The organism is Solwaraspora sp. WMMD1047, assembly GCF_029626155.1.
In the GTDB taxonomy this organism is placed as follows: domain Bacteria; phylum Actinomycetota; class Actinomycetes; order Mycobacteriales; family Micromonosporaceae; genus WMMD1047.
On sequence record NZ_JARUBL010000001.1, the window covers coordinates 150,560 to 169,137 of the forward strand.

Below are 18,578 nucleotides of genomic sequence, written 5' to 3' on the forward strand. Positions count from 1 at the left end.
CCGAGAAGGCCACGACCGACCACAGTGACGGCCGGCTGGCGTACGCTCCGACCAGCGGTCGAAGTCCGCACCGATGCTAGCGGATCAACCCGGGTCGCCCCAGTCTTCGCGGCGCTCAGCGCCGGGCATCCGGGACCCGGCCGTAGAGCCGGGCCACCTCCGCGAAGGCTGCCTTGCGCTCCCAGGCTGGCGGCTCCCCCTCGGCAGCCGGCAGCGCCCGGACGATCCCGAAGCTTGCCTTGTCGAGATCCTCGGCCGGGTCGGTCGAATACGTGTAGAGCGGCTCGATGAACTCGAAGACGTAGCTGCCGTACACCCGCTCGGCCTCGAAGATCCCGACCAGCTCGGCCAGGTAGTCGGCCTGCACCCGTTCGTCCCGGCGCGGGTTGCGCCGCAGCTTCAGCTTGGGCCGGCTGGCCTCTCCCGTCGGGGGTTCGGCCAGGTCTGCGATGTGGTCGCCCCCGCCGCCGAGCCGGTCGGCCCCCTCGTACGGGCAGCAGCCGAACTCGACGATCACGATCGGCTTCCGGTAGCGGTGGAACCCGCGCAGGTCACTGACATATCGCGACTTGTTGGACTTGTCGCGGTAGTAGTTCAGACCGACCACGTCGAAGTCGCTCCAGTTGACGCTCTCCCACGTCCCGGCGCCGTAACCGATCCGGCCACCGAAGTTGGCCCGGGCGACCTTGCGCAGCCGGCCCAGTACCACGTTCAGCCGCAGGTTCCACCAGGGCAGCAGCACCCAGAGCCAGCCCAACCGCATGGCGCGGCGCAGGAAGTCCCGGCCCGGGATGATGCCCGCCATGAAGACCGTCAGCTCGCAGCCGACGTTGAAGCTCACCTCGCCGTACTGGCGGCGCAGCTCCTCGGCCGCCACCGCCATCTCCGCCACCCCGGCGATCGTGGTGGCCTGGTCGGCGTCGATCAGTCGTGGCTGGATCCACACCAGCAGGCCCAGCTCCCGGGCGATCCGGCCGGCCCGCACCAACCGGTCCCGGTCCGACCCGAACAGGTTCACCGCGTTGCAGTGCAACTCGTCCCGGATCACCGTCAGCTCGTCGCGGATCATCTCGTCGGTGAGCACCTCACGGGAGAGCATGCCGGGCACATAACTGGTGCCGACGTCGTAACAGATCCCGCGTTCGGTGAAACCCTGATAGTCCTCGGCCGGCTGCTGGTCCTGCGTCGATGCCTGCTGATCCTCCATTGGACCTTCCTGTTCGGCGTGACCACCATTGTCGCGTACCAGGTAAAGCCTGGCCGGCTTATGGCGGTCGCCGATCGGGCTCAGGTTCCGGTCGAACCCAGCCGGCGGGCCTCGGCGATCGCCGCCTCGACGTGCTGCCGGGTGCTGCCGGTGCGCTGCGTCACCTGCATCAGGACGTCCTTGACACTGCTCAGGGCGGAGAGCATCGGCCCCGGCTGCCCGCCCTGCAGCACGGTGGCCACCAGACGCTGCGCCTCGTCCACCTTGGCGATGGCGCCGGCCGTCGCGTCCCGGGCGCCGTCGACACTGTTCTGGATCGGCGCCAGCCCGGCGATCGTCTCCTGCGGGGTGGCCTGATGGGGTACGGCCGCCGTCGCTCTCGCCGCGTCGCCGAGCGAGCCGGCCAGCCCGCCGAGCTGGCCCTGCAGCTCGGCGATCGCGTTGCGGACACTTGTCAGCCCGGCGGCCACGGCGACGAAGCCGGCGCCGGCCGCCCGTACCGCCGCCTCCTGGGCCTGGTTGTCCGCGCTGGCGGCCTGCCCCCGCGCCCGCTCGACCCCGGTCAGCAGCGCCCGCAGTTCACCCGTGATCTTCTCCAGTTCCGACACGCTGCCGAGTCTGCCAAGCCGACCGCCCCAGGTGTGGGACCTCCCGGCCCGCCGGGTGCCGCCGTCCTGGGTACCGTCGTCGCCATGGAGATCAGGGTCGCCACCGGGGACGACTGGCCACGCATCTGGCCGTTCTTCGAGCGGATCGTCGCGGAGGGCGAGACGTACGCGTACCCGGATGGCCTCTCCTCGGACGCGGCCCGGCGGCTGTGGATGGAGCCGGCGCCCGGTCGGACGGTGGTGGCCGTCGACGGAGAGACCGTGCTGGGGTCGGCCAAGATGGGGCCGAACCGGCCGGGTCGGGGCGCGCACATCGCGACCGCGAGCTTCATGGTCGACCCGCAGCGGCAGGGGCGCGGGGTCGGCCGGGCGCTCGGCCGGTACGTGGTCGACGCGGCGCGCGCCGACGGCTACCACGGCATCCAGTTCAACGCGGTCGTCGAGACGAACACCGCCGCCGTCGCGCTCTGGCGATCACTCGGCTTCGAGGTCCTGGCCACCGTCCCCGAGGCATTCGACCACGCCCGCCACGGCCTCGTCGGCCTACACGTCATGTACCAGCGACTCTGACCGGCCGCTGTTCTCCGGCTGCCAGCGCTGGCGGGGTAGCAAGATCGGAAGGACATTCAGCACGCTCTGGGCGGCGATTGCGTGCTCAATGTCCTTTCGATCTTGAGCATGCGACCGCCATGGTTGGTCCTCGGGCTGCTGGCGCTGGTGGCCGGTACTCCTTGATCCACGCCTCAACCTCGGACCGGTCCCAGACGGCCAGCGGCGATCGATCAGGTCGGCGAGTTGGAGTCGAGCCTCGATCACCGCATCCGATCCAACCCGATGGCACCACGCCTCGACATGGGCGGGATCGGTGGAGACGGCGATGTTAGCCCTGTCATCGGAACGCAGTCCTGCGAATTTGTGCCTACCGGGAGGCCGAACAGCGACGCGCCGGCCGGCGCTTCAGTGCCCCGGTGTGGCTCATGACCCGGTGGCTTCCGCGCGCTGTCCACCCCCGGGGCACTCCTCGGGCGGGGCGTAGGCGCGGATGGTGCCGTTGTGCCGAGCAGCTTCTCCGTCAGCCGTGAGGGCTACGATGCGCTTACAGACGGGGCACCGGCCCCGCCGGCGCGGCGGGCGCTGGCTCACCCGGCCTCCCCGGGGCGGCGGTTGCCGGTCTCCAGTTTCATCTGCCGAGCCATGCTCCCATCGTCACCAACTGATGCAAGACGCTGGCAGATAGCAAGATCCCCACCGCGTTTCCGCTGGTGGGGATCTCTGTAGCCCGGCGAAAGGCTATGTGGCCAGGGGCGGGGTCGAACCGCCGACCTTCCGATTTTCAGTCGGACGCTCGTACCAACTGAGCTACCTGGCCGGGTGCTCGGCTCATGTTACCTGCCCAGCCTTTCCGCGGTCCTGACGGGACTTGAACCCGCGACCTCCGCCTTGACAGGGCGGCGAGCACTCCAACTGCTCCACAGGACCTAGCTCTTGCTTCCGGCCGGGCCGGTCGTGCCCCCAACGGGATTCGAACCCGTGCTACCGCCTTGAAAGGGCGGCGTCCTGGGCCACTAGACGATGAGGGCGGCTCCGCAATCATCGCACATGGCGAATCATGCGGCAGTGCTCCCACCGGCCCCGCCGGAGGCTCCGAAAGCATACGTGACGCCCGGCAGGTCGGCCAAACCGGTATCACCCTGGCCAGGGGTGATCACTTCAGCCGCAGGATGCCGTACTTGGCGCGCAGCGAACGGAGCATCCCCGGGCAGGCGCCGACGGTGCCGCTGCGGTCGCCGCCGCCGTCGTGCAGCAGCACGATCGAGCCCGGCCGGGCCTGGTTGGCGACCCGCTTGGCGATCACGGCCGCGCCCGGTTTCTCCCAGTCTGCCGGGTCGACGTCCCAGTGCAGGGCGGCCATCCCCTGCTCCCGGGCGACCTTGATCACCGCCGGCGTCCACTTCCCGCCGGGCTGCCGGTACCAGTCGATCTCGGCTCCCGGAACGGCCTGCTGGATCTGCCGGTTGGTCCGGGCCAGGTCGCTGGCGATCTCCGGCTCCGGCTTCTCGCCGAGCTTGAGGTCGTGCTGCCAGCTGTGGTTGCAGAGCGAGTGGCCCTCCCGGACGATCCGGACGACGAGCGCGGGGTGACTGCGTACCTTCGACCCGACCAGGCAGAAGGTCGCCTTGACCTTGGCCGCCCGCAGCGAGTCCAGCACCTTGGGCGTCCACTGCGGGTCCGGCCCGTCGTCGAAGGTGACGGCGACCTGCTTCTTCCCGGTGAGCCGCTGGGTGCCGTGCGGGCCGACCTTCCCCCGGGGGGCGGGCTTGGTGGCGGGAGCGGGCGTCGGGTCGGCGACGTCGGGCGGATCCGCCGGTACGGACTCGGGCGGCAGGTTCGGGACGGTGGCGGCCGGTCGGGTCAGCCAGGGCTGGGCGTCGGTGTCGGATCGGAGGGCGGTGGTGGCGTACCCGCCGGTCAGCATCACCAGCAGGGCCACGCCGCCGACGAATGCGGGGCGTTTCGGCATGCATACTCCCGAGAGGGGATCGGGACGGCGCAGGGGGCCACGCTAACGCAAATCCGCCTCGGAGTTGAGCCCCGGGGTTAGCTGGCGGTCGAGCGCCGGGGCGGTTCGAGCGCGGCGAGTAGCAGCTCGACCGCCTCGCCGAGGCCGGTCGGCCGGAGCACTCCGGCGGGCACCCCGGCCCGCCAGCCCGGGCCGGCGGCCAGCACCACCGGGGGGCGGTGCCGGCCGGCGAGCAGGGTGGCGAGCTGCCCGGGATCGCCGGTGGCGCGGGAGTGCGACCAGACGACCACCGAGGTCGGCCCGGTTCGGTTGACGGCCTCGGCCAGCGCCGTCGGCGGCACCCGGGCGCCGAGCAGCCGGCAACCGGCGCCCGCCTCGGCGAGCGCCGCGGCGAGCGCCTCCAGCGGCAGGGTGTGGTGCTCCTCGTCGGCGCAGGCGAGCAGGATCCGGGGCGGGTGCGGCCCGGCCGGCGGTCGGGTGACGGTGGCGAAGACCGCCGACACCGAGCGGGACAGCAGGTGCTCCACCTCGATCAGCCCGTCGGTGCTGGCGTGCCGTTCGCCGATCCCGGCCAGTACCGGGCGGAGCACGTCATCCCAGGCGGCGACCACTCCCGCGGTGGAGATCGCGCGTTCGATCGCCGACACCATGCCGATGGCGTCCATCCGCATCGCGGCCCGGGCCAGTCCCCGGGCGGCGGGTCCGGCCCGGCCGACCGGGATGGTGGAGCCGCCGCCGTCGCGGGCGGTCGACACCACCGGGGTGGCGGTCGCCGACGCGTGCCGGGCCCAGCGGGCGGCCTCGGCGGGGCTGACTCCGTCGGCGGTGAGCCGCCGCATGATCTCCAGCCGGGCCAGGTCCGCCGGGGTGTACCGCCGGTGGTGGCCCGGGACGTGTCCGCTCGGCCCCAGCCCGTACCGCTGGTGCCAGGTGCGCAGCGTGGTGACGGCGACGCCGAGCCGGCGTGCCACGGCCCCCGCGCTCAGGCCGTCATCGCTCACCCGACCGCTCCGGAACAGGTTCGGCCGACCGCTCCGGGACGGGATCGACCGGGGCGGCCTCGATGAACCGGTCGAGCACCCCGGCCAGCCAGGGGGCGTACGACGAAGGGTCGGCGGCCAGCTCGGCCCGCAGCGCGACCGGGTCCGCCCAACGCAGCTCGGCGACCTCCTCCGGGTCGGGCCGCAGCGTCGCGCCGGGCGGCAGGGCGCCGCGCAGGACGTGGTCGTACTCGTACTCCACCCGGCCGGTGGCCGGGTCGGTGGCCTGGTAGCGGTGCACCCCCACCTCGGTCAGCTCGACCGGCGGGGCGCCGAGCTCCTCGTCGAGGCGCCGGTTGGCGGCGGCCGGCAACGACTGGCCGGGGGCCGGATGACCGCAGCAGGAGTTCGCCCAGCGCAGCGGGAACCGGGTCTTGGTGGCCGCCCGGCGCTGCAGCAGGATCCGGCCGTCGTCGTCGACGAGCAGCACCGAGAACGCCCGGTGCAGCAGACCGGGTGCCTGGTGTGCCTCCTCGACGGTGCGTTCCCCGACCGGCCGGCCGGCGTCGTCGACCAGTTCGACCAGGTGTTGTTCCCGGGACGGGTTCACGCGGCCGCTCCCGTCACCCGGGCGGCGGCCAACTTGCCGGAGATCAACACCATCGGTACGCCCACCCCGGGCTGGGTGCCGGAGCCGACGAAGACCACGTTCTCCAGCTTGCGGTGCAGGTTCGTCGGCCGGAACGGGCCGGTCTGCAGGAAGTTGTGGGCGGCGGCGAACGGGGTCCCGGCGGCCATCCCGGCGTCGGCCCAGTCGGCCGGGGTGACGGTGCGCAGCACCTCCACGCCGTCCCGGAAGCCGACGTAGCCGCGGTCCTCCAGGGTCCGCATCAGCTGCTCCGAGTACCAGCGGGGCAGGTCGCCGCGCCAGTCCAGCTCGGCTCGGTCAAGGTTGGGCACCGGGGCGAGCACGTAGTAGGACTGTCGGCCCTCCGGCACCACGGTCGGGTCGGTCCGGCTGGGGTTGGTGACCAGCAGCGACGGGTCGGTCATCAGCTCGCCCCGGCGGATCAGCTCGTCGAAGGTGCCCTTCCAGGCCCGGCCGAAGTGGATGTTGTGGTGGGCGATCTTCCGGTACGCCTGCCGCGAGCCGACGTGCAGCACCACGCAGGACGGGGAGTAGCGCAGCCGGCGCTGCCGGGCCGGCGGCAGCAGGTCGCGGTAGGCGATCGGCAGGTCGGGGTTGAGCACCACGACGTCGGCCGGCACCCGCTCGTCCTGGTCGGTGATCACCGCGACGGCCCGGCCGGCGGACGTCTCGACCCGGTTGACGGTGGTGTCGTACCGGATCTGGACGCCGTGTTTCTCGGCGGCGCCGGCCATGCCGCGGGCGACCGCGTGGATGCCGCCGCGGGGGAAGTAGACCCCGGCGACGGAGTCGAGGTACGCGATGACGGCGTAGATGGCGAGCGCGTCGTGTGGGGCGAGGCCGGCGTACATGGCCTGGAAGGAGAAGATCCGGCGGGTCCGCGGGTCGGCGAAGAACTGGTTGATCTTCGTCTGGAGGCGCCGGAACGCGCCGGCGGTGAGCAGTCGGAGCAGGTTGGCGTTGAGCAGGTCGATCGGCGAGTCGAGGTTGCGGTCGATGAAGTCGGCCCGCTCCAGCCGCCACAGGTCCCGGGCGTAGTCGACGAACCGCAGGTAACCGTCGGCCTCCCGGGGGCCGCAGACCCGGGAGATCTCGGCCGCCATCCGGGTAGTGTCGGTGATCACGTCCAGCGTGGAGCCGTCCGGGTAGTGCGCCCGGTAGGCCGGGTCGAGTGGCTGCAGTTCCAGCCAGTCGGGGAGCCGCTCGCCCACCGCGTCCAGCGCCTCGGCGATCAGGTCGGGCATGGTCAGCACCGTCGGCCCGGTGTCGAACTCGTAGCCGTCCACGGAGAGCCGTCCGGCCCGGCCGCCCGGCACCGGTTCGCGTTCCAGGATGGTGACCTGCCGTCCGCTGCCGGCCAGGTGCAATGCGCAGGCCAGCCCGCCGAGGCCGGCGCCGACGATCACCACCCGGTCGGTCCGTCCACTCACCGTCCGCACCCGATCACCTCCCGAAGATCCCCGTGCCGCCGCCGTCACCGGTGTGTCGGCGTCCCGAAATCATGCCTGGCGTTGCGTGGCGGCCGTCGCGAGGCCGGTGAGCGCCTGGCGCGCGGCGGCTCTGACCGGCGCGTCCCGCAACACGGTCAGCGCCTCGGCCACCCGCTCGTCGATCATCTTCTGGACGTGCCGGACCGCGCCGGTGGCCGCCACCAACTCGGCCAGCCGGGCCACCTCGTCGCCGGCCTCGGCGTCGGTGGCGCCGGCCAGCCGGGTCGGTGCGGCGTCCAACTCCGCCCGCTGGTCGCCGGTGGCCAGCTCGCGGGCCAGCATCAGCAGCGCGGTCGGCTTGCCGGTCCGCAGGTCGTCGCCGGCCGGTTTGCCGGTGGTGGCCGGGTCGCCGTAGACGCCGAGCAGGTCGTCGCGGAGTTGGAACGCTTCGCCGACGGCGAGCCCGTACTGCAGGTACGCCTCGGTGGCCGGGGTGCCGGGGGTGTGGCCGGCGAGGGCGGCGCCGAACAGCAGCGGGTGCGCGACGGTGTAGCTGGCCGTCTTGTAGCGGGCCACCCGCAGCGCCCGATCCACCGACCAGTTGCGGGTGTCGGTCTCGCCGAGGACGTCGAGGTACTGCCCGGCCACGGTCTCCACCCGCATCTGGTCGTAGCAGCGCCGGGCCGCCAGCACGGTGCCGGCGGGCAGCGCGGTGTGGCCGAGCAGCCGGTCGGCCCAGACCAGGCAGAGGTCACCGACCAGGATCGCGCCGGCCTGCCCGAACCGGTCGGCGTCGCCGGTGCGGTCGCTGGCGGCGTGCCGCTCGGTGAGCGTCCGGTGGGCGGTGGGCCGGCCCCGCCGGGTGGCCGACCCGTCCATCACGTCGTCGTGCACCAGCGCGAAGGTGTGCAGCAGCTCCAGCGCGGCGAGCGCGGGCAGGATCGGGGTGAGGGACTCGTCGGCACCGGCGAGGCCGTGCCATCCCCAGTACGCGAACCTGGGCCGCAGCCGCTTGCCGCCGCCGAGCACGCAGTCCTGGGCCACCTGGGCGAAGTCGCCGAGCGCCGGGTCGACCTCCCGTAGCGCGCCGCTCTCGCCGATCAGGAAGGCCCGCAGGGTGGTCTCGACCGCCGCCGTGAGCTCGGCATCGAGCACGTCGACGTCGGCGGCCAGCGGTGGTCGGGGCGCCTCGCGGAGCGCGCTGCCCGCAACCGCTTCCGCAACCGCATCGTTGGCCACCTGGCTGACCATACCCTAGGCTTACGAGTTGCGTCGATTTCTGCGTCGATTCATCGGGTGGACCGACAGCGCCCGGGGGATCAGCAAACGGTGGACAGTGGAGGCGAACCCGTGGACGACAGCCTGAACGCGGCCTACGAACGCTGTCGTGAGCTGCACAAACATCACGGCCGCACCTACTATCTCGCGACCCGGCTGCTGCCCGCCTGGAAACGGCGGCACGTGCACGCGCTCTACGGCTTCACCCGCTACGCGGACGAGATCGTCGACCGGACCGAGGACCTGCCGCCGGCCGAACGGGCGGCCCGGCTCACCGACTGGTCGGACCGGTTCGTCGCCGGCCTGCGCGGCGCCGCCGTGGACGACCCGCTGCTGCCCGCCGTGCTGCACACCATCGCCGTCTTCGACCTGGACCGGGAGGACTTCGCCTCCTTCCTGCGCAGCATGGCGATGGACCTGACCGTCACCAGCTACCGCAGCTACGACGACCTGCTCGACTACATGGAGGGCTCGGCCGCCGTCATCGGCACCATGATGCTGCCGATCCTCGGCTCCGCCGACCGGGCGGCGGCCCGCGAACCGGCCCGCCAGCTCGGCTTCGCGTTCCAGCTCACCAACTTCATCCGCGACGTCGCCGAGGACCTGGCCCGCGGCCGCACCTACCTGCCCGACGAGGACCTCGCCAAGTTCGAGGTGACCCGCGACGACCTGGCCGCCGCCGCCGAGCGCCGGACGGCCACCCCGAAGATCAAAGACCTGATCGAGTACGAGGTCAGCCGCGCCCAGGCGCACTACGCCGCCGCCGCCCCGGGGGTCGTGCTGTTGAACCCGACCTCGCAGACCTGCATCCGGACCGCCTACCGGCTCTACGGCGGCATCCTCGACGAGGTGGCTGCCGCCGACTACGACGTCTTCACCCGGCGGGCCACCGTCCTGCGCCGCCGCCGCGCCGCCGAGGTGGCCCGCGCCCTGCTCACCCCCGCCGGCACCCCGGTCACCATCCCGGGTCCGGCGCTCGACGGCTCCGCGCCGGGTCCGGCGTCGGGCGGGTCCGTGTCGGGTTCGGCGCCCGGGTCGGCGTCGGGCGGGTCCGTGTCGGGTTCGGCGCCCGGGTCGGCGTCGGGCGGGTCCGTGTCGGGTTCGGCGCCCGGGTCGGCGTCGGGATCGGCGCCTGCCGGCTCTTCGCCGGGTCCGGCGCTCGATGGCGCCGCGTCGGGGTCGGCGTCGGGCGGGTCGACCTCGGCGGCCGCCGAGAGCGGTGGCCGGGCGCGATCGGCGGCTGCCCGCGTACCCCCGGGGGTGGCCGGGGAGGGCGATCAGTCGGCGCCGGGCCGGTGAGTGCGCGCACCGCGGTGGTCCTGTTCACCCGCGACCTGCGGGTGCGCGACCAGCCGGCGCTGGCGACCGCCGGCGCGAACTTCGAGCGGGTGGTGCCGCTGTTCATGCTGGACCCGGCGCTGGCCGGCCGGTCACCGAACCGGGACCGGTTCCTGCACCAGTGCCTGGTCGACCTCCGCGAAACGCTGCGCGGGCTCGGCGGTGACCTGGTGCTGCGGCACGGTGATCCGGTGGCCGAGACGATCCGGCTCGCCACCGAGGTGGGCGCCGAGGGGGTGGCGGTCTCCGCCGACGTCAGCCACTACGCCCGGCGCCGGGAGGCCCGGCTGCGCGCCGAGTGCGAACGGCACCGGATCGCGCTGCGCGTCTTCGGTGGCCTCACCGTGGTCGACCCCGGCGAGCTGACCCCGGGCGGCGGCGACCACTACCGGGTGTTCAGCCCCTACTTCCGCCGCTGGGTGGCGGCGAAGTGGCGCGACGAGGTGGCCGCACCGACGGCCGTCGCGCTGCCGACCGGAGTCGCGGTCGGCCGGCTGCCCGCGGCGCCGACCGGCGAGTCGCCCCGGGCCGCCGCGGGTGGCGAGACCGTGGGCCGGCGCCGGCTGCGCGACTGGTTGCCCACCCTGGACCGGTATGACGACCTGCACGACGACCTGGCCGGCGACGGCACCTCCCGACTCAGCCCGTACCTGCGGTTCGGCTGCCTGTCGCCGCTGTCGGTGGCGCTGGCGGCCGGCGAGCGCGAGGGGCCGTTCGCCCGGCAGCTCTGCTGGCGCGACTTCTACTATCAGGTGGCCTGGGCGTTCCCGGACATCGGCCGCCGGCCCTACCGGCCCGGCGCGCGCGACGACTGGGGCTACGACACCGGCACGCTCGACGCCTGGGCGCACGGGCGGACGGGGGTGTCGCTTGTGGACGCCGGGATGCGGCAGCTGCGCGAGGAGGGCTGGATGCACAACCGGGCCCGGCTGGTCACCGCCTCCTACCTGACCAAACAGCTCGGGCAGGACTGGCGGGACGGCCAGCGGGTCTTCTTCCGCTGGCTGCTCGACGGCGACGTGCCGAACAACTCCGGGAACTGGCAGTGGGTGGCCGGCACCGGCAACGACACCCGGCCGTACCGGCGCTTCAACCCCGACCGGCAGGCGGAGCGGTACGACCCGGCCGGGGAGTACCGCCGACGGCACGGTGTAGTGGACTGACCGCTGTGTGACTGCTCAGTTATAAGTTTTCTTTAGGCGTGCTTGAAGAGCCGCTGATATCTCCCGGCTGGGTTGGTATCTCCATGAACCGATCCCTACGGTATTGCGTGCGGCACCTCGGCGTGACCCCGGTCCGAGTTCGCAGCAAACAGTCGGAGGTACGGATATGCGTCGGTCCAACCACGATCGCCCGTCAGCCGGTCGTGGGCCCGGCCGTCGCGCCGCGGTCGCCATCGTCACCCTGGCCGCGTTCGGCGGCCTGGTCGGCATCAGCCAGGCAGCCCTGGCCCAGACCAACCCCCCATCGCCCGGCGCCGCCGAAGGTAGCGCGACCCCGAGCGAGGCCGCCCCGAGCAGCGCCGCGCCGAGTAGCCCCGCCCCGGGTGACGCCGCCCCGAGCAGCGCCGCGCCGACCGCCAGCCCCGGCGGACTGGAGATCCTCGGCAACAACTGCGACAACAGCGACCTGGAGGCGCACACCGGCTTCCAGGACGGCAACCGGTGCGTCTCGACCGCCTTCGGCGAGGTGGGCGACGCGGCGAATAACCCGACGCTGCTGATCGCCGAGGCGCCCCGCCGGGTCACCGCCGGTGAGCAGTTCCAGCTTGAGGTGAGCACCCGCAACCTGGTGCGGGACCGGTTCCTGCCGGCCGCGCGCGGCGGGTACTACGTCGAATCGTCCCTGCTCACCGACGAGGGTCTGGTCCGGGGACACTTCCACACCGCGTGCCGGATCCTCGACAGCACCGACGCGGCGGTCGACCCGTCGCCGGTGCCGGCGTTCTTCGTGGCGACCGAGGACGGTGGCGGCGGTGCCGAGTCCGACACGGTGACCATCACGGTGCCGGGGCTGCCGGCCGGTGTCGCGCAGTGCGCGTCGTGGGCGGGGGACGGCTCGCACCGCATCCCGATGATGGCGCGGGCCAACCAGATCCCGGCGATCGACTCCGTCCGCATCGAGGTCCAGCCGGGCGAGGAGCCGCCGGCCGAGGACCCGCCCGCTGAGGAGCCCCCGGCCGAGGAGCCGCCCGCTGAGGAGCCGCCGGCTGAGGAGCCGCCGGCTGAGGAGCCGCCCGCTGAGGAGCCGGGTGGGGAGCAGCCGCCGGCCGAGCAGCCCGACGACGAGGAGCCGCCGGCCGAGCAGCCCGGTGGCGAGCAGCCGCCCGCTGAGCAGCCCGACGACGAGCAGCCGCCCGCTGAGCAGCCCGACGACGAGCAGCCGCCCGCCGAGCAGCCCGACGACGAGAAGCCGCCGGCCGAGCAGCCGGACGACGAGCAGCCGCCCGCGGCGGAGGCGCCCGCTCCGGACGAGACGACCGAGGCGCCCGCGCCGCCGGCCGACGACCTGGCCACCCTCGACCAGGTCGCGGACAACGGCGCCGACGATGACGGCGGCAACCTCGCGTTCACCGGCGTGAACACCTTCGTCATCGGCGGTGCCGGGGTGGCCCTGCTCGTCGCCGGCGTGGTGATCCTGCTGATGACCCGGCGGCGGCAGTACCGGCCCGGCCGGCACTGACCCCACGGCGCTGTGGCCCCGCTCACCGATTCGGTGGGCGGGGCCGCAGCCGTTCATCGACCCGGCCACCCGGCGGGTGGCCGGGCGTTCCCGGGCTGCGGCATGCTGGCGGGATGACGGAACCGGAGCGGGTGGATGTGGTCGTCGTCGGGCTCGGCGTGGGTGGCGAGGAGGTGGCCGGCCGGCTGGCCGAGGCCGGCCTGGCGGTGGTGGGCGTCGAACACAACCTGGTCGGCGGCGAATGCCCGTACTGGGGCTGCATCCCGAGCAAGATGATGATCCGGGCCGGCAACGCGCTGGCCGAGGCGCGCCGGGTCGACGACCTGGCCGGCCGGGCCCGGGTCGAGCCGGACTGGACCCCGGTGGCGACCCGGATCCGCGAGGTGGCCACCGCCGACTGGGACGACACCGCCGCCGTCGAACGCTTCACCGGCAAGGGCGGCCGGTTCGTCCGGGGCACCGGAACGCTCGACGGCCCCGGTCGGGTCCGGGTCGGCGACGCGGTGTTCGAGGCGTCCCGGGCGGTGGTGCTCGGCACCGGCACGGCAGCCGTGGTGCCGCCGATCGACGGGCTCGCCGACACGCCGTACTGGACAAACCGGGAGGCGATCGAGGCGAAGGAGCTGCCCGGTTCGCTGGTGATCCTCGGCGCCGGGGCGATCGGGCTGGAGCTGGCCCAGGTGTTCGCCCGGTTCGGCTGCCGGGTCACCATCGTCGAGCCCGGCGACCGGGTGCTGGCGGTCGAGGAGCCGGAGTCCTCCGAGCTGGCCGCCGCCGCGCTGCGCTCCGACGGCGTCGAGATCCGCTGCGGGGTCCGGGCCAACCGGGTCGAGTACGGCGACGGTGGCTTCACCGTGCACCTCACCGGGGGCGAGCCCGCCCACGGCGACCGGCTGCTGGTGGCCACCGGCCGGTCGGCGCGGCTGGGCGGCCTCGGCCTGGCCAGCGTCGGGGTGGACGCCGACCAGCGGTTCCTCGGCGTCGACGACCGGCTGCGGGTGGCTGGCGCGGACGGGCTCTGGGCGGTCGGCGACGTGACCGGCAAGGGTCCCTTCACCCACACCGCGATGTACCAGGCCGGTATCGCGGTCCGGGACATCCTCGGCGAGCCGGGGCCGCCGGCCGACTACCACGCGTTGCCGCGGGTGACCTTCACCGATCCGGAGATCGGCGCGGTCGGCCTGACCGAACGGCAGGCCCGGGAGCGCGGCATCCCGGTGCGGACCGGCCACACCACGCTGAGCAGCTCGTCCCGGGGCTTCATCCACGGCCCCGGCAACGCCGGCTTCATCAAGGTGGTCGCCGACGCAGACCGGGGCGTCCTGGTCGGGGCGACCTCGGCCGGCCCGTCCGGCGGCGAGGTGCTCGGCGCGTTGGCGGTCGCGGTGCAGGCCGGCGTCCCGGTGGAGACCCTGCGGCACACCATGTACGCCTACCCGACCTTCCACCGCGCCATCGGCGACGCCGTACGCGACCTGGGGTGATGAGTTCGCGCGGCCGCACCCGTCACACCTATGACGGATCTGACGAGGTGGAAGGCTGACGTGATGGGTGCGGACCTGCGGTCGAACGAGACAGGTGGGAGCGGGCTGGGCGCGGTCGACGAGCCGGGCTTCTCGCGGCTGGCGCAGCGGCACCGGCGGGAGCTGCACGTGCACTGCTACCGGATGCTCGGGTCGTTCGAGGACGCCGAGGACACCGTGCAGGAGACGTTCCTGCGCGCCTGGCGGCGGCGGGAGACCTTCGAGGGACGGTCGACGTTCCGGGCCTGGCTGTACCGGATCGCCACCAACGCCTGCCTGGACCTGCTCGCCAAGCGGCGGCCGGAACCGGCGACCGGGGGCGAGGTGCGGTGGTTGCAGCCGTACCCGGACCGGCTGCTCGACGAACTGCCCGCTGGCGACGCGGACGAGCCGGAGGCCGTCGCCGTGGCCCGGGAGACCATCGAGCTGGCGTACCTGGTCGCGGTCCAGCACCTCGCGCCGCGCCCGCGGGCCGTGCTGATCCTGCGGGACGTGGTCGGCTGGCCGGCGAAGGACGTGGCGGAGCTGCTCGGCGACTCGGTCAACTCGGTCAACAGCGCGCTGCAGCGGGCCCGCGCCGGCATGCGGGAGCACCTGCCCGCCGAGCGGCAGGACTGGACCGGCAGCGACGAGGACGCCGGAACCCGCGAGCTGGTACGCCGCTTCACCGACGCCAGCGTGGCCACCGACATCGACCGGCTGGCCACGCTGCTCCGCGACGACGTCCGCTGCTCGATGCCGCCCACGCCGGGGCTGTACGTCGGCCGCGACGCGGTGCTGAACAACTGGGTCGACGACGGCTTCCCGGGCATGACCGGCCTGCGCGCGGTACCCACCACCGCCAACCGGCAGCCCGCCGTCGCCTTCTACCACTGGCGGCAGTCCGAGGGCGCGTACCTGCCGCTGACCCTCGACGTCCTGCGGGTCACCGGCGGCGCGATCACCGAGATCGTCACGTTCCACGCCGACCGGTTCCCGCGGTTCGGCCTGCCGGAGCGCCTGCCCGCGGACGGGACCGAGTAGCGACCTTCACCGGCAATATGACTGGGTTCGTTCGTGAACTCCGGGCAAACCTGCGTCCGGCCGGCGGCGAACCGTTGACGATCTGAGCGCTACTGCTGTTACCGGTGAGGTTTAACAGCAGTAGCGCCCAGATCAACAAGAGGATCGCGGTTGGGCCGGTCAATGGCTGCGCGGCTCGGCGTTCTCCTGTTGTGGGTGCGGGGGGAGGGTGCGGTGGTGATGGCGGTGGCGCAGGACGACCCAGGCGGCCACCGCGCCGACGGCCACGGTGGCCAGGCCGGCGGCGAGGATCGTCGCGCGGGCGCCCAGGCCGGTGACCAGCGGGCCGCCGACCATGGTGCCGAGCGGAACGGAGAGCATCGCCAGCGCCGAGTACGCGGCCAGCACCTGAGCCCGGGTCCGGTCGTCCGTCGACCGCTGCAGCATCGCCATCGTGGTCGCCGGAAAGGGCGCCCAGATCAGCCCGCCCAGGGCGAACGCGGCCAGCGCGACCCCGGTCGGCGCGCCGAAGCCGAGCGGCAGCAGGGCGGCCCCCCACCCGATCACGATGCCGATCGTGGTCGGCCAGAGCCGCCACCGGCGCAGGTAGCCGGCCGCGAAGCCGCCGATCACCGCCCCGACCCCGAAGACCGTCCAGAACGCGGCCAGCGCACCGGCCGAGCCGAGCTCCCTGGCCGCGTGGATCGGCAACGCCACCTGCACCGGCCCGTACAGGAAAAAGAACGCGAAGACCAGGGTGACCAGCCCGAGCAGCCGCCGGTCGGCGCGGATCAACGCGAACCCGGCCAGCCGGGCCGTCGGCCGGTCCTCCGGCGCGGCCCGTGCCGTTCGCGGCACACCGAACGCGTAGCTCAGCGCCAGCACGGCGAAGGTCGCCGCGTCGATCGTGATCACCAGGACCGGACCGCCGAACGCGATGACGATCGCCGCCAGCGCCGGCCCGAACAGCCCGGAGGTCTCGCCGAGCAGGCTGATCAGGGCGTTGCCGGCCAGCCGGTGTCGCTCGGGCAGCAACTCGGCCACCAGGGTGAACCGGCCGGCCGACCCCCACGCGCTCAACAACGCGGAGAGGCCGAGCAGGGTCACGTAGAGCCAGATCTCCAGCACCCCGGCGAGGTAGCAGATCGGGATCAGGAACAGCCCGGCCGCCCGTAGGGTGGCGTCCCAGGCCGCGAGCTGGGCACCGGACCGACCGGCCAGCAGCCGGCCGAACAGCACCGTCCCCAGCACCCCGGGCAGGGTGTACGCGGCCACCGCGGCGGCGACCCAGAGGCCGGCCGCCCGCCCGGGTGCGAGTTGGATGGCCAGCCAGCTCACCGCCAGCAGGCTCATCGCGTCGCCGAGGTAGGAAAGGGTGAAGCCCGGCAGCAACCGGCGCAGCACCGGGTGCGCGACCACCGGTCGGTACGGCGTCGACCGGACGGCGCGGGACAGCACAGCCAGGATCACCGCCGAAGCATTCCAGCGGGTACGCCCCGGCGACCAGTGGCTACGCTCCGAGCGGAAGGCCGGCCCTGGCCTGGTGCCGCCCCTGGTCCGGTGCCGGCCGGTGGGCGGGCACCGGGCTTTGCGGGACGTGGCTAGAATTCACGAACGCGCCCGGAGGGCGTTTTCCACCGAGGACGGAGGAGAACACGGTGACGGATGAAGAGTGGGCGCCGACCGGCGTCGACACCAGCGTCCCCAGTGTCGCCCGGGTCTACGACTTCTTCCTCGGTGGCAAGGACAACTTCGCCATCGATCGGATGGTGGCCGAAAAGGCCAACGAGATCACTCCGGACGGCGCGAAGGCCGGACGCGCCAACCGCGCCTTCCTCCGCCGGGTGGTTCGGCATCTGGTGGCTGACCAGGGGATCACCCAGTTCATCGACGTCGGTTCGGGGTTGCCGACGCAGGGGAATGTGCATCAGATCGCCAAGGAGTCGAATCCGCAGGCGAAGGTGGTGTATGTCGACAATGATCCGATCGTGTTGGCGCACGGTCGGGCGTTGCTCGCTGACGGTGGTTCTGCGACGGTGATCCAGGCGGATCTGCGGGAGCCGAACGCGATTCTGGAGCATCCGGAGGTGCGTCGGTTCATCGACTTCGATCGGCCGGTCGGTTTGTTGCTCTTCGCGATCCTGCACCATCTCTCCGACGACGAGGACCCGGCCGGCGTCACCCGGACGCTCATCGACGCGTTGCCGCCGGGTAGTTGGGTGGCGATCTCGCACTTCCGGGACCCGGGCGAGGCGCACCCGGATGCGTCGGCCAGGGCGCGGGAGGTCGAGAAGCTGTTCAACCAGACGCTCGGCACCGGACGGTGGCGCAGTGACCAGGAGATCCTCACCTACCTGGACGGTCTCGACGTGGTTGAGCCGGGACTGGTGCCACTGCCCGACTGGCGTCCCGACGCCGGCGATCCGCCGTCGGAGCAGACCTACACGTACCACACCTTCGTCGGTGTGTTGGCGCGGAAGCCGGGCGTATCCAGCGAGGATGGAGGTGCGGGATGACCGACGAGGAATGGGTGCCCACCGGCGTCGACCCCACTGTCCCCAGCGTCGCCCGGGTTTACGACTGGATGCTCGGCGGCAAGGACAACTTCGCCGTGGACCGGATGGTGGCCCAGAAGGCGCTGGAGATCACTCCGGACGGTCCCGAGGCCGGCCGCGCCGGTCGGGCGTTCCTCCGCCGGGTGGTTCGGCATCTGGTGGCTGACCAGGGGATCACCCAGTTCATCGACGTCGGTTCGGGGTTGCCGACGCAGGGGAATGTGCATCAGATCGCCAAGGAGTCGAATCCGCAGGCGAAGGTGGTGTATGTCGACAATGATCCGATCGTGTTGGCGCACGGTCGGGCGTTGCTCGCTGACGGTGGTTCTGCGACGGTGATCCAGGCGGATCTGCGGGAGCCGAACGCGATTCTGGAGCATCCGGAGGTGCGTCGGTTCATCGACTTCGATCGGCCGGTCGGCTTGTTGCTCTTCGCCATCCTGCACCACCTCTCCGATGAAGAAGACCCGGCCGGAATCGCCAGGATGATGATCGACGCGTTGCCGTCCGGCAGTTGGGTGGCGATCTCGCATTTCCGGGACCCGGGCGAGGCGCACCCGGACGCGTCCCGCAAGGCGCGGGAGGTCGAGAAGCTGTTCAACCAGACGCTCGGCACCGGACGGTGGCGCACCGACGACGAGATCCTCACCTACCTGGACGGCCTCGAACTGGCCGAACCGGGCCTGGTGCCGGTGGCGGACTGGCGGCCCGACCCCGACGAGCCGCCCTCGGAGCAGACCGACACCTACCACACCTTCGCCGGCGCACTGGCCCGCAAGCCGTGACCTGTCGCCGCTGACCCGGC

General features: G+C 72.8%; 15 protein-coding genes, 3 tRNA genes and 1 pseudogene. 8 read left to right on the top strand and 11 right to left on the bottom strand.

Annotated features, from left to right (window positions below; all coding sequences use genetic code 11):
• Positions 1-115 precede the first annotated feature (115 nt).
• Positions 116-1,207 (bottom strand): hypothetical protein, encoded by a 1,092-nt coding sequence (locus O7627_RS00655; RefSeq protein WP_278091549.1) that lies wholly within the window; start codon positions 1,205-1,207, stop codon positions 116-118.
• Positions 1,208-1,287: 80 nt separating this feature from the next.
• On the bottom strand, positions 1,288-1,815 hold the full coding sequence (locus O7627_RS00660) for a DUF6244 family protein (RefSeq protein WP_278091550.1): 528 nt from the start codon (positions 1,813-1,815) through the stop codon (positions 1,288-1,290).
• An 84-nt stretch (positions 1,816-1,899) separates the two neighbouring features.
• On the opposite strand from O7627_RS00660, the gene O7627_RS00665 reads away from it, so the two are divergent.
• On the top strand, positions 1,900-2,385 hold the full coding sequence (locus O7627_RS00665; RefSeq protein WP_278091551.1) for a GNAT family N-acetyltransferase: 486 nt from the start codon (positions 1,900-1,902) through the stop codon (positions 2,383-2,385).
• A 725-nt stretch (positions 2,386-3,110) separates the two neighbouring features.
• Here the strand turns inward: O7627_RS00665 and O7627_RS00670 are convergent.
• From O7627_RS00670 to O7627_RS00705, 8 genes are all read right to left on the bottom strand, one after another.
• A tRNA-Phe gene (locus O7627_RS00670) sits at positions 3,111-3,184 on the bottom strand.
• Positions 3,185-3,220: 36 nt separating this feature from the next.
• Positions 3,221-3,294 (bottom strand) — tRNA-Asp (locus tag O7627_RS00675).
• A gap of 28 nt (positions 3,295-3,322) precedes the next feature.
• A tRNA-Glu gene (locus tag O7627_RS00680) sits at positions 3,323-3,395 on the bottom strand.
• A 125-nt stretch (positions 3,396-3,520) separates the two neighbouring features.
• Entirely contained in the window at positions 3,521-4,336 is an 816-nt protein-coding gene (locus tag O7627_RS00685) for a polysaccharide deacetylase family protein (protein ID WP_278091552.1), read from the bottom strand.
• Positions 4,337-4,413: 77 nt separating this feature from the next.
• A complete protein-coding gene (locus O7627_RS00690; protein ID WP_278091553.1) occupies positions 4,414-5,337 on the bottom strand; it encodes a MerR family transcriptional regulator in 924 nt (307 codons plus the stop codon).
• The gene (idi, locus tag O7627_RS00695; protein WP_278091554.1) at positions 5,327-5,926 is read right to left on the bottom strand and encodes an isopentenyl-diphosphate Delta-isomerase; all 600 of its coding nucleotides are present in this window, start codon (positions 5,924-5,926) and stop codon (positions 5,327-5,329) included. Before idi ends, O7627_RS00690 begins: the two co-directional genes overlap by 11 nt.
• Complete coding sequence (crtI, locus tag O7627_RS00700) at positions 5,923-7,404, bottom strand: phytoene desaturase family protein (RefSeq protein WP_278091555.1); 1,482 nt, start codon at positions 7,402-7,404, stop codon at positions 5,923-5,925. Before crtI ends, idi begins: the two co-directional genes overlap by 4 nt.
• A gap of 60 nt (positions 7,405-7,464) precedes the next feature.
• A complete protein-coding gene (locus tag O7627_RS00705; protein ID WP_278098097.1) occupies positions 7,465-8,568 on the bottom strand; it encodes a polyprenyl synthetase family protein in 1,104 nt (367 codons plus the stop codon).
• Positions 8,569-8,745: 177 nt separating this feature from the next.
• On the opposite strand from O7627_RS00705, the pseudogene O7627_RS00710 reads away from it, so the two are divergent.
• The 5 genes and pseudogenes from O7627_RS00710 to O7627_RS00730 form a co-directional block, all read left to right on the top strand.
• Positions 8,746-9,651: pseudogene (locus O7627_RS00710) on the top strand (phytoene/squalene synthase family protein); the annotation flags it as partial.
• A 317-nt stretch (positions 9,652-9,968) separates the two neighbouring features.
• The gene (locus O7627_RS00715; RefSeq protein WP_278091556.1) at positions 9,969-11,174 is read left to right on the top strand and encodes a deoxyribodipyrimidine photo-lyase; all 1,206 of its coding nucleotides are present in this window, start codon (positions 9,969-9,971) and stop codon (positions 11,172-11,174) included.
• Positions 11,175-11,340: 166 nt separating this feature from the next.
• The gene (locus tag O7627_RS00720) at positions 11,341-12,693 is read left to right on the top strand and encodes a hypothetical protein (protein WP_278091557.1); all 1,353 of its coding nucleotides are present in this window, start codon (positions 11,341-11,343) and stop codon (positions 12,691-12,693) included.
• A 113-nt stretch (positions 12,694-12,806) separates the two neighbouring features.
• The gene (locus O7627_RS00725; protein ID WP_278091558.1) at positions 12,807-14,177 is read left to right on the top strand and encodes an NAD(P)/FAD-dependent oxidoreductase; all 1,371 of its coding nucleotides are present in this window, start codon (positions 12,807-12,809) and stop codon (positions 14,175-14,177) included.
• Between the two features lie 63 nt (positions 14,178-14,240).
• A complete protein-coding gene (locus tag O7627_RS00730) occupies positions 14,241-15,239 on the top strand; it encodes an RNA polymerase subunit sigma-70 (RefSeq protein WP_278098098.1) in 999 nt (332 codons plus the stop codon).
• A 159-nt stretch (positions 15,240-15,398) separates the two neighbouring features.
• On the opposite strand, the gene O7627_RS00735 is transcribed toward O7627_RS00730, so the two are convergent.
• Entirely contained in the window at positions 15,399-16,637 is a 1,239-nt protein-coding gene (locus O7627_RS00735; protein WP_278098099.1) for an MFS transporter, read from the bottom strand.
• A 239-nt stretch (positions 16,638-16,876) separates the two neighbouring features.
• On the opposite strand from O7627_RS00735, the gene O7627_RS00740 reads away from it, so the two are divergent.
• Both O7627_RS00740 and O7627_RS00745 read left to right on the top strand, forming a co-directional pair.
• Positions 16,877-17,734, top strand: a complete 858-nt coding sequence (locus tag O7627_RS00740) for an SAM-dependent methyltransferase (RefSeq protein ID WP_278091559.1) — start codon at positions 16,877-16,879, stop codon at positions 17,732-17,734.
• The gene (locus O7627_RS00745; RefSeq protein ID WP_278091560.1) at positions 17,731-18,558 is read left to right on the top strand and encodes an SAM-dependent methyltransferase; all 828 of its coding nucleotides are present in this window, start codon (positions 17,731-17,733) and stop codon (positions 18,556-18,558) included. The genes O7627_RS00740 and O7627_RS00745 overlap by 4 nt, the downstream gene beginning before the upstream one ends.
• Positions 18,559-18,578: the final 20 nt, after the last annotated feature.

Bases quoted from the DNA above. Each gene is read 5' to 3' on its own strand.
- O7627_RS00745 (WP_278091560.1), top strand. From the start codon at position 17,731: ATGACCGACGAGGAATGGGTGCCCACCGGCGTCGACCCCACTGTCCCC.
- O7627_RS00655 (WP_278091549.1), bottom strand. From the start codon at position 1,207: ATGGAGGATCAGCAGGCATCGACGCAGGACCAGCAGCCGGCCGAGGAC.
- O7627_RS00720 (WP_278091557.1), top strand. From the start codon at position 11,341: ATGCGTCGGTCCAACCACGATCGCCCGTCAGCCGGTCGTGGGCCCGGC.
- O7627_RS00725 (WP_278091558.1), top strand. From the start codon at position 12,807: ATGACGGAACCGGAGCGGGTGGATGTGGTCGTCGTCGGGCTCGGCGTG.
- O7627_RS00730 (WP_278098098.1), top strand. From the start codon at position 14,241: ATGGGTGCGGACCTGCGGTCGAACGAGACAGGTGGGAGCGGGCTGGGC.
- O7627_RS00665 (WP_278091551.1), top strand. From the start codon at position 1,900: ATGGAGATCAGGGTCGCCACCGGGGACGACTGGCCACGCATCTGGCCG.
- O7627_RS00685 (WP_278091552.1), bottom strand. From the start codon at position 4,336: ATGCCGAAACGCCCCGCATTCGTCGGCGGCGTGGCCCTGCTGGTGATG.